The sequence below is a fragment of the Micromonospora sp. NPDC049060 genome, assembly GCF_040649055.1.
Classification (GTDB): domain Bacteria; phylum Actinomycetota; class Actinomycetes; order Mycobacteriales; family Micromonosporaceae; genus Micromonospora; species Micromonospora reichwaldensis.
Genome location: NZ_JBEZEV010000059.1, coordinates 34,091 through 40,090, shown reverse-complemented (window position 1 = coordinate 40,090; position 6,000 = coordinate 34,091). Strand labels below are relative to the sequence as shown.

Genomic DNA, 6,000 nt, shown 5'->3' with positions numbered 1-6,000 from the left:
CTTGGGCAGTCCGGCGATGAAGGTTTGCAGGTCGGTCACTGGTTCTCCTCTGCGCGGGCGCCGGTGCGGGCGACGTAGAAGACGCGGCGGAACGTCCGCACCGGCGGGCCGGCGAAACGCGGTCGCACCTCACCCCCGCCAGGCCCCTGATCTGCGACGATGGGTCCGTCGCGACCGGAGGAGGGTGCCGTGGCGTCTCGACTCAACCCGTACTTGAGCTTCCCGGGCAACGCGCGGAAGGCGATGGAGTTCTACCAGCGCGTGTTCGGCGGTTCGCTGTCGACGAGCACCTTCGGCGCGATGGGCACCGACGATCCCGCGCTGGCCGACAAGATCATGCACGCGATGCTGGAGACCGACCGGGGCTTCACCCTGATGGGCTCGGACACCGCGCCGGGGATGGAGCACGAACCCGGCAACAACGTCTCCGTGAGCCTCAGCGGCGACGACGCCGACGAGCTGCGCGGCTACTGGGAGCAGCTCGCCGACGGCGGCACGGTGAGCGTGCCGCTGGAGAAGCAGATGTGGGGCGACGAGTTCGGCATGTGCGTCGACCGCTACGGCATCGGCTGGATGGTGAACATCGGCCAGCCGCAGGGCTGACGGGGTGTAGCGGCGGCGCGAACGGGTAGGGACCGCTGTCCGGCGGGCCCGGGCGGCGCCCCACCGGCGCGGCCCCGGCCCGCAGCCGCCGGCCGGAGGGGTGCCCCGATGCTGTCGCCGCCCGCGCACCCACGGCCCGCTCACGTCGCCCGGCGCGTTGGTGGCGCTGGCGTCGGCGCCGACGACCGCCCCCGCCCGGGCGCGCCCCGGCCGCGATGACCCGCGTCCGGAACCTGCGCGTCCGCCCGGACCTGCTCTACGTGGCGAGCGGCTGGAGCACCCTGGTGACCGACGTGCGCGGCCGGATCACCGGCGTCGACCCGCAGGGCTTCTTCGCCCGCAACACCCGGGTGCTCAGCACCGAACGCCTCAGCGTGGACGGCCGCGAGCCGGTCCCGTTCAGCACGGCCAACGTGGCCGGGCACGCCCAGCTCTCGTACGCCGCCCTCGGCGACGGTGACACACTGCCCTCCCGCGCGGCCTACCTGCTGGTGGAGCGCTTCGTCGGCGCGGGGCTGCGGACCCGGCTGACCGTGGTCAGCTACGCGGCCGTGCCGCTGGACCTGCGGCTGCGGATCCACCTCGCCGCCGACTTCGCCGACACCAGCGAGGCCGAGACCGGCCGCCGGGTGCAGTCCGGCACGGTCGACGCGAGCTGGGACGACCGGAACCGGGAGCTCCGCCTGACCTACCGGTGCGACGGCCTCGACCGGGCGGTGGCGATCGGCGTACGGGCCGACACGCCCGTCCGGTACGCCGACGCCGCCCTGACGGTCGACCTCGCGGTGCCGCCCCGGGGGTCCCGCCGGGTGGAACTCCTCGTCGAACCCGTCTTCGACGGGCAGCGCCTCGCCGCGCCGCCACCGACCTTCGCCGAGCCGGACGACGCGGCCGCGCGCGCCCGGGGCACCCTGGCCGGCGAACTCGCGCGGCTCGCCAGCAGCAACTTCGACGTCACCGCCGCCTGGCGGTGCGCGGTCGACGACCTGTCCGTGCTGCCGCTGGGCGAACCGGAGGGCCCGACGGCGCCCATGGCGGGCCTGCCCATCTACCAGGAGATCTTCGGCCGCGACACGATGACCGCCTCGTGGCAGTCCCTGCTCGCCGGGCCGACGATGCTGGCGGACAGCCTGCGGCTCAACGCCCACCACCTCGGGCGGCGCGTCGACGACTGGCGCGACGAGGAACCCGGCAAGCCGTTGCACGAGGCCCGGCGGGGCCCGGTGTCCGCGCTCGGGATCGACCCGTTCGACGGCTACTACGGCGACTGGTCGACCGCGCCGGACTTCCTGGTCTTCCTCGGCCAGTACCTGGCCTGGACCGGGGACCTCGACACGGTACGGGACCTGCTGCCGACCGCGCGGCGCGTGCTGGGCTGGATCGACCGGTTCGGCGACCTCGACCGGGACGGCTTCCTCGAATACCACCGCCGCTCCCCCGCCGGCCTGAAGAACCAGGGGTGGAAGGACTCGGACACCGCCATCGTCGACGAGCACGGCGAGGTGGTGCCGAACCCGATCGCGACCAGCGAGTTGCAGGCGTACTGGTACGCCGCGCTGCGGCACGCCGGGATGGTGTTCGCCGCGGCCGGCCATCCCGCGTACGGCGCCGGACTGGTCCGCCGGGCCGCCGCCCTGCGGCGCCGCTTCCACCGGGCCTACTGGATGCCGGACCGGGGCTGCCACGCGTTGGCGCTGGGGCCGGACAAGCAGCAGGTGCGCTCGGTGAACTCCAACGACGGCCACCTGCTGGCCACCGGGATCGTGCCCGCCCGCATCGCGCCCCTGGTCGCCGACCGGCTGCTCGCCCCCGACATGTTCAGCGGCTGGGGGGTGCGCACCCTGTCCTCGGCGCACTCGGCGTACGACCCGTTCAGCTACCACCGGGGCAGCGTATGGCCGGTCGAGGCGGGCACGATCGGCCTGGGGCTGGCCCGGTACGGCTGCTGGGAGCACCTGCACCGGCTCGCGGAGGGGATGTTCTCCGCGGCGGCGCTCTTCACGGAACACCGCCTGCCGGAGGTGCTCAGTGGCCTGCCCCGCGACGACGCCCATCCGCACCCCGGCGTCTACCCGGACTCCTGCTCCCCGCAGGCCTGGTCCGCCAGCGCGGTCGTCGCGCTGATCCAGGCGCTGCTGGCGCTGCGCCCGGCCGCGCCGCTGCGGACGATCTTCGTCGACCCGCACCTGCCGGAGTGGCTGCCGGACCTCACGCTGGAGGGCGTGCGCGTGGGCGGGCGCACCGTCGACCTGACCGTACGCCGCGGGCGCGGCGGGCGCACGTCGCTGCGCGCCCGGGGCGACCGGATCGCGGTGGTCCGCCGGCCCACGCTCCAGGCCTCGGCGACCCGCCGCCGGTCCTGACCGGCCGATGCCCGGACCGGGTCCGTGGAGACGCCGCGCCCGGGCCCGCCGGCACAACGCGGAATCGGCGGTCGCAGCCGTCAGGGCTAGGATCCGGTGGTGGGCGGTCAAGGGCTCATCCAGGACGACGAACGGTTGCGCCGCATCGAGGCGGTGACCGACGCGACGCTGTCCCGCCTCGACGCGGCCGACCTCTTCGACGAGCTCCTCGACCGCGTCCGGGACCTGCTTGACGTCGACACGGCGGCCATCCTCATGCTGGACATGCACTCCCAGCAGCTCGTGGCCACCGCGGCCAAGGGGCTGGAGGAGGAGGTCCGGCAGGGGTTCCGCGTCTCCGTGGGCCGCGGGTTCGCCGGCCGGATCGCCCTGACCGGACGGCCGGTGATCGTCGAGGAGGTCACCCCCGACGTCGTGGTCAACCCGGTCCTGCTGTCGATGGGGCTGCGGTCGCTGCTCGGCGTGCCGATGTTCGCCAGGGGCGAGCTGATCGGCGTGCTGCACGTCGGCACGCTGAGCCAGCGCCGGTTCACCACCGACGACGTACGCCTGCTGGAGCTGGTCGCCGACCGGGCCAGCCTGGCCAACCTCGCCCGGTCCACCAACCTCGACCACAACGCCGCCCTCGCCCTGCAACGCAGCCTGCTGCCCGCCCAGCTGCCCAGCCTGCCGGGCCTGGACATGGCCGCCCGGTACGTGCCCGGGCACGTCGCCGGGATCGGCGGCGACTGGTACGACGTGTTCGTCCTGCCCTCGGGCTGGCTGGGCCTGGTCATCGGCGACGTGTCGGGCCACGGCCTGCAGTCGGCCGTGGTCATGGGGCGCGTCCGCAGCGCGCTGCGCGCCTACGCGCTGGTCTGCGACGACCCGGCGGAGGCGTTGACGCTCCTCGACCGCAAGGTCAGCCACTTCGAGGCCGGAAACCTCACCACGGCGCTCTACGCCATGATCTCCCCCGACCGGACCCGCATCCGGCTCTCCACCGCCGGGCACCTGCGCCCCGTCCTCGCCGTGCCGGGCCAGCCGGGCGCGCCCGTCCCGGTCCACGCCGATCCCCCGCTCGGCACGGGTCGCCGGCCGCCGCCCCGGCAGCAGGCGGAGGTGGACTTCCCGCCGGGCGCGGTGCTCGTCTGCTTCACCGACGGCCTCGTCGAACGCCGCCACGAGGTCATCGACGTCGGCCTCGACCAGCTCGCCGACGTGGTCCGGCCGGCACCGGCCGAGCAGGTGTGCGCCGAGGTCATGGACGCCCTCGGCACCGAGCAGCCGACCGACGACATCGCCATGCTGGTCGTCCACCGGCTCCTGACCCCGCACTGATCCGTCAGACCGCCCGCCCAGGCGCGCCGTCCGGACGGGCGACGCCGGCCGCGTGGTCGCCGGCCCGTTTGGCGGGAGGCGATCGCGGAAAGAGTGGCGGGCATGAAGTGGGCAAGCCGAGCCGTACCCGCCGCCGTCGCCGCCGTCGCGGCCCTCGCCGCACGTGACCTGATCCAGCGCGACCACGCGTTGCTGCGCAACTTCCCGGTCCTCGGCCGGGCCCGGTACCTGCTGGAGTCCATCGGGCCGGAGCTGCGCCAGTACATCGTCGCGGGCAACAACGAGGAGCGGCCGTTCACCCGCGACCAGCGCCGCTGGGTGTACGCGTCGGCGAAGCAGCAGAACAACTACTTCGGCTTCGGCACCGACAACGACATCGAGTTCACGCCCGGATATCCGATCATCAAGCACCGCACCTTCGGCCGGGCCGTCCCGCCGTCGACGCCGGGCGCCGGACACGACGTACGGCTGCCGTGCGCCAAGGTGCTCGGCGCCGCGCGGGGCCGCGCCCACGCGTTCCGGCCCGAGTCGGTGGTGAACATCTCCGGGATGAGCTTCGGCTCCTTGTCCGGCAATGCCGTCGAGGCGCTCAACCGGGGCGCCGCCCTGGCCGGCTGCCTGCAGAACACCGGCGAGGGCGGGCTGTCGCCGTACCACCGCAAGGGCGGTGACCTGGTCTTCCAGATCGGCACCGCGTACTTCGGCTGCCGCGACGAACGCGGCCGGTTCAGCCTGGACCGGCTCAGGGACCTGGTCGCCGGCGCGCCGGTGCGGGCGCTGGAGATCAAGCTCAGCCAGGGCGCGAAGCCCAGCCTCGGCGGCCTGCTGCCGGCGGCCAAGGTCTCGGCGGAGATCGCGGCGACCCGGGGCATCCCGCAGGGGCGCGACTGCGTCAGCCCGTCGCGGCACGCCGAGTTCTCCGACTGCGACAGTCTGCTCGACTGGGTGGAGCTGCTCGCCGCCGAGACGGGCCTGCCGGTCGGCATCAAGTCCGCGGTGGGCGACCTCGGCTTCTGGGAGGAGCTGACCACCCTGATGCGCGACACCGGGCGTGGGGTCGACTTCGTCACCGTCGACGGCGGCGAGGGCGGCACCGGCGCCGCGCCACTGATCTTCACGGACTCGGTGTCGCTGCCGTTCCAGCAGGGTTTCACCCGGGTCTACAAGGTCTTCGCCGAGCGCGACCTGCACGAGCAGGTGATGTTCGTCGGCGCCGGCAAGCTCGGCCTGCCCGACAACGCGGTGGTGGCGTTCGCGCTCGGCTGCGACATGGTCAACGTCGGCCGGGAGGCGATGCTGGCGATCGGCTGCATCCAGGCCCAGAAGTGCCACACCGACACCTGCCCCACCGGCGTGGCCACCCAGAACCAGTGGCTCGCCCGGGGCGTGGACCCGGGCTCGAAGTCGGTCCGCGCGGCCAACTACGTCCGGACGCTGCGCCGCGACCTGGTCAAGGTCGCCGAGGCGTGCGGCGTCGAGCACCCGGGCCTCATCGACACCGACGCGATCGAGATCCTCGACGGCCGGACCGCCTCGCACCCCCTGCACGAGGTATACGGCTACCGCCCCGGGTGGGGCCTGCCGTCCGCCGCCGACCGGGCGCAGATCGCCCGGCTGATGACGGCGGAGGCGCCCCAGGGCGGCACCGCCCCGCCCTCGCCGACCGCGATGTCCTGACCCGCCCGGCACGCCACCGGCCGCCGCGTGCCCGCCG

General features: G+C 74.2%; 4 protein-coding genes. All 4 read left to right on the top strand.

The annotated features are described in order from the left end of the window. The first annotated feature begins 189 nt into the window (after nt 1-189). The 4 genes from AB0B83_RS20455 to AB0B83_RS20440 all read left to right on the top strand — a co-directional run bounded on the left by AB0B83_RS20455 (nt 190) and on the right by AB0B83_RS20440 (nt 5,963). Nucleotides 190-603, top strand: a complete 414-nt coding sequence (locus AB0B83_RS20455; RefSeq protein WP_357579530.1) for a VOC family protein — start codon at nt 190-192, stop codon at nt 601-603. Between the two features lie 215 nt (nt 604-818). Further along, nucleotides 819-2,966 carry a glycogen debranching N-terminal domain-containing protein gene (locus AB0B83_RS20450; protein WP_357579529.1) on the top strand — a complete coding sequence of 716 codons (2,148 nt, stop codon included), beginning with the start codon at nt 819-821 and terminating at the stop codon, nt 2,964-2,966. Nucleotides 2,967-3,065: 99 nt separating this feature from the next. Continuing rightward, nucleotides 3,066-4,286, top strand: a complete 1,221-nt coding sequence (locus AB0B83_RS20445; protein WP_357579528.1) for a GAF domain-containing SpoIIE family protein phosphatase — start codon at nt 3,066-3,068, stop codon at nt 4,284-4,286. A gap of 102 nt (nt 4,287-4,388) precedes the next feature. Beyond that, a complete protein-coding gene (locus tag AB0B83_RS20440) occupies nt 4,389-5,963 on the top strand; it encodes an FMN-binding glutamate synthase family protein (protein ID WP_357579527.1) in 1,575 nt (524 codons plus the stop codon). Nucleotides 5,964-6,000 lie beyond the last annotated feature (37 nt).